This window comes from Sandarakinorhabdus sp., from assembly GCF_041689835.1.
In the GTDB taxonomy this organism is placed as follows: Bacteria; Pseudomonadota; Alphaproteobacteria; order Sphingomonadales; family Sphingomonadaceae; genus Sandarakinorhabdus.
On record NZ_JBDNFM010000109.1, the window covers coordinates 1 to 3,444 of the forward strand.

6 protein-coding genes are annotated in these 3,444 nt (G+C 63.8%); 1 reads left to right on the forward strand and 5 read right to left on the reverse strand.

What is annotated here, in order from left to right; genetic code table 11:
* From ACESL8_RS05750 to ACESL8_RS05770, 5 genes are all read right to left on the reverse strand, one after another.
* A partial coding sequence (locus tag ACESL8_RS05750) for an S-adenosylmethionine:tRNA ribosyltransferase-isomerase (protein ID WP_372916740.1) occupies positions 1–383 on the reverse strand: 383 nt, incomplete at its 3' end.
* Between the two features lie 38 nt (positions 384–421).
* Positions 422–1,174: a peptidylprolyl isomerase gene (locus ACESL8_RS05755; protein WP_372916742.1), complete on the reverse strand. Its 753-nt coding sequence runs from the start codon at positions 1,172–1,174 to the stop codon at positions 422–424.
* A complete protein-coding gene (gene coaD / locus ACESL8_RS05760; protein ID WP_372916745.1) occupies positions 1,171–1,671 on the reverse strand; it encodes a pantetheine-phosphate adenylyltransferase in 501 nt (166 codons plus the stop codon). The genes ACESL8_RS05755 and coaD overlap by 4 nt, the downstream gene beginning before the upstream one ends.
* 12 nt (positions 1,672–1,683) lie before the next feature.
* Positions 1,684–2,583, reverse strand: a complete 900-nt coding sequence (locus ACESL8_RS05765) for a polyprenyl synthetase family protein (RefSeq protein WP_372916747.1) — start codon at positions 2,581–2,583, stop codon at positions 1,684–1,686.
* Between the two features lie 10 nt (positions 2,584–2,593).
* Entirely contained in the window at positions 2,594–2,836 is a 243-nt protein-coding gene (locus tag ACESL8_RS05770; RefSeq protein WP_372916749.1) for an exodeoxyribonuclease VII small subunit, read from the reverse strand.
* Between the two features lie 138 nt (positions 2,837–2,974).
* Here ACESL8_RS05770 and ACESL8_RS05775 point away from each other — a divergent pair.
* On the forward strand, positions 2,975–3,444 hold a 470-nt coding region (locus tag ACESL8_RS05775; protein ID WP_372916751.1), incomplete at its 3' end, for an alcohol dehydrogenase catalytic domain-containing protein.

The following is a 3,444-nucleotide window of genomic DNA, read 5'->3' on the forward strand; positions in this document are numbered from 1 at the left end:
CCTTCATCGGCTTTCTCGATCACCTCGCCAACCAGTACGGTGCCGCCGCCGTGGCCGAAATCGACCCGGTCGCCGGGCTTCAGACGGCGGGCGTTCTTGACAAAGCTCCACCAGCGGCTGGCGGTCTCGCGCTTGTGCAGCGTCACCCCGATGGCAGCCTCCCCCTTTTGCGCAAACAATTGCGCCGGGATGACACGGGTGTCGTTCACCACCAGCACGTCGCCAGCGCGTAACTGGTCAGGCAGATCGGTGAAGTGAAAATCGCCGCGTTCGCCGACATTTCGCCCGCGCACGGTAAGCAGGCGGGCGCGGTCGCGCGGGCTCACCGGCCGCAGCGCGATCCGTTCTTCGGGCAAATGGAAATCGAAATCGTCAACCAGCATCGGGGGAACAGCCCTTTGGCAAAGGTGGGGAAAGGCGCTTATCGCGGCGGCAGCGGCCCCGCAGGCTTCAGCTGGCCATTGGCTGGCAGCGGCAGGCCCAGCGCGCCGGCAGGAATTCGCGATGCAGCCGCTTTGAGAGCAGCAAAATCAGGCGGCGGCACCTTGTCGGCGGCGATGCTGGCCTTGATGATGCGGCTTGGGCTTTCGGGCGGCTCGCCCTTTTCGATGCCATCCGCCCACTGCATGCCTTCCACCACGCGGCCCCACACCGTGTAGGTGCGGTCCAGCTTCAGCGCCGGCATCAACACAATGTAAAATTGGCTGTTGGCGCTGTCCTCGCCCTGGGAACGCGCCATTGCAGCCGCGCCGCGCACGTGCGGCAGATCGTTGAATTCGGCCTTGAGGTCGTTCAGCTTGGAACCGCCAGTGCCGGTGCCGGTGGGATCCCCGCCCTGCGCCATGAAGCCATCAATCACGCGGTGGAAAACGGTGCCGTCGTAAAAGCCCTGACGCGTCAATGTCTTGATGCGCTCGATATGCCTCGGCGCCACATCGGGACGCATCACGATCTTCACCCGCCCACCAGATGACAGGTCGAGCAGCAGCACATTTTCAAGGTCAACCTGCGCGATCTGGCCGGCAATGTTTGACGGCGCCGCCATTTCAGGCAGCTTGGGCGGCGCCTTGAGATCCTTGGGATCGACGCGCTGCGCCTGGGCAAAGGCCCCCGTTACAGCAGGCCCGGCAACCAGAGACAGCACAGCAGCGATCAGCAGCGAACAACGCATCATTGGCCTTTCATGCCCATCTCGCTCACCCGGGTCACCACGTCGTCGGCGATGCGGGGCGGAACGAATTTGCGAATGTCGCCACCATAAACAGCAATTTCCTTGACCAGACGTGAAGCGATCGGCTGCAACGCCACATCGGCCATCAGAAACACTTGCTCGATATCGTCATTGAGCGCGCGGTTCATGCCCGTCATCTGGAATTCATATTCGAAATCGCCGGCGCCGCGCAGGCCGCGCACGATCACCGTCGCGCCCAGCCGTTCAGCAAACGACATCAGCAGTTCGTCAAAATCAGCCACTTCCACATTGGCAATATCGGCCGTCTCGCGGATGATCTGGGCCTTGCGTTCAGCCAGCGTGAACATCGGCGATTTCGACGGGTTGGTGGCCACGCCGATCACCAGTCTGTCCACCAGCCTTGCGCCGCGGCGGATGATATCCATGTGTCCCAGGGTCATGGGATCGAAGGTGCCGGGATAAACGCCAATGCGGGTCATGTAGCCTGCTCCTTACCGGTCACGCTCAACCGCAAAGCGGGCGATGGCGCGCAAAAGATCGGCTTCGGGGCCAAAGCCCGCCAGGTGCCCGATGGCCTGATCGATCAGGGCATTGGCCTGTGCCCGGGCGCGCTCGGCGCCCAGCAACGAAACAAAGGTCGCCTTGCCGGCAGCAGCATCCTTCTGCACGGCCTTGCCGGTTTTGGCGGACGTGCCTTCGACATCAAGCAGATCGTCGGCAATCTGGAAGGCGAGGCCAAGGTCGCGGGCATAGGCGCGCAGGCTTTTCTTGTGGGCATCCGATGCCCGGCCCATGATGGCGCCGGCTTCGAGGCACCACTGGATCAGCGCGCCGGTTTTCAATTGCTGCAGGCGGGTGATTCCGGCCAGATCATAGGTCACGTCGCCTGCCACCAAATCCATCATTTGGCCGCCGGCCATGCCGGCCGGGCCGGACTGGATGGCCAGTTCGGTGACCAGTTCCAGCCGCGCCTGCGGATCGTCGTGGGTGGCGGGATCGGCGAGAATTTCAAAGGCGAGGTCGTGCAGGCAATCGCCGGCCAGAACGGCGGTGGCTTCGTCGAAGGCCTTGTGCACGGTGGGCTTGCCGCGGCGCAGATCATCATCGTCCATGCACGGCAGATCATCATGGATAAGGCTGTAGCAATGGATGCATTCGATCGCCAACGCGACGCGCAGCGCCTGTTCGCGGTTGACATGAAAGATGTCGCAGGCGGCGACCACCAGCAGCGGGCGCATGCGCTTGCCGCCGCCGATCACGGCATGGCGCATGGCGTCATACAGGCGGGCGCGGCTGTCGTCGGGCACGGCCAGCAGCCGATCGAAACGCTGGTCGATGGCCTTGCCAATGGCATCGAGCGCCGGTTTCAGGCTGAGCGAGGGTTGCACCATGACCGGCCCCCTATTGCGCGTCGAAGGGGCGGACGGCGATGGCTTCGCCGGCGGCGTTCTGCTGGATCTGTTCGATCCGCATCCGGGCGTCGTTCAGCTTGGCTTCGCACAGCGATTTCAGCGCCTGGCCGCGTTCATACAGGCGTATGCTGTCGTCAAGGCTGAGATCGCCCGATTCCAGCTTGCGCACAATGTCTTCAAGCTCGCGCAGAGCGTCTTCGAAACTGGGCTGGGGGGCAGCGGGCGTATCCATGGCCGCCGTATCTGGACGGGCGCGGGCGCGTGGTCAAGCGGGGGGTCAAGCGGGGGGGCAGGCGGCTGGCATTTACACGGGTTGGTCACGGCGACCGCAGCGCGCGACACTGCATTGAATCCATCGGAGAGAGCTCGCATGCCAACCACCACACGCGCTGCCGTCTTGCGCCAACGCGGCGGGCCTTACGCCATCGAGCAAGTGGAGCTGGCCGATCCTGGTCCGGGGCAATTGCTGGTAAAGCTGGCAGCGTGCGGCATTTGTTTTACCGATGTCGGCGTGCAGCGGTACGAACAGGGCACGCCGCTGCCGCAGGTGCTGGGCCACGAAGGCGCCGGCACCGTGCTGGCCGTGGGCGAGGGCGTGACACACGTTGCGCCCGGCGACCGTGTCGTGCTCAGCTATGCCAGCTGCGGCGCGTGCACCAAATGCAGCCACGATCATCCGCAGTACTGCGCAAATTTCATGGCGCTCAATTATGGCGGCGTGCTTTCGGATGGCCGGGTGCCCATGAGCCAGAATGGCCAGCCGGTTTATGGCGGCTTTTTTGGCCAATCCAGCTTTGCCGATCACGCCATCGCCTATGCCCGCAACACGGTGAAGCTGGC

What these genes read in the sequence shown, in the direction of transcription:
- ACESL8_RS05755 (WP_372916742.1), bottom strand. Translation starts at nt 1,174, where the DNA reads ATGATGCGTTGTTCGCTGCTGATCGCTGCTGTGCTGTCTCTGGTTGCC.
- coaD (WP_372916745.1), bottom strand. Translation starts at nt 1,671, where the DNA reads ATGACCCGCATTGGCGTTTATCCCGGCACCTTCGATCCCATGACCCTG.
- ACESL8_RS05765 (WP_372916747.1), bottom strand. Translation starts at nt 2,583, where the DNA reads ATGGTGCAACCCTCGCTCAGCCTGAAACCGGCGCTCGATGCCATTGGC.
- ACESL8_RS05770 (WP_372916749.1), bottom strand. Translation starts at nt 2,836, where the DNA reads ATGGATACGCCCGCTGCCCCCCAGCCCAGTTTCGAAGACGCTCTGCGC.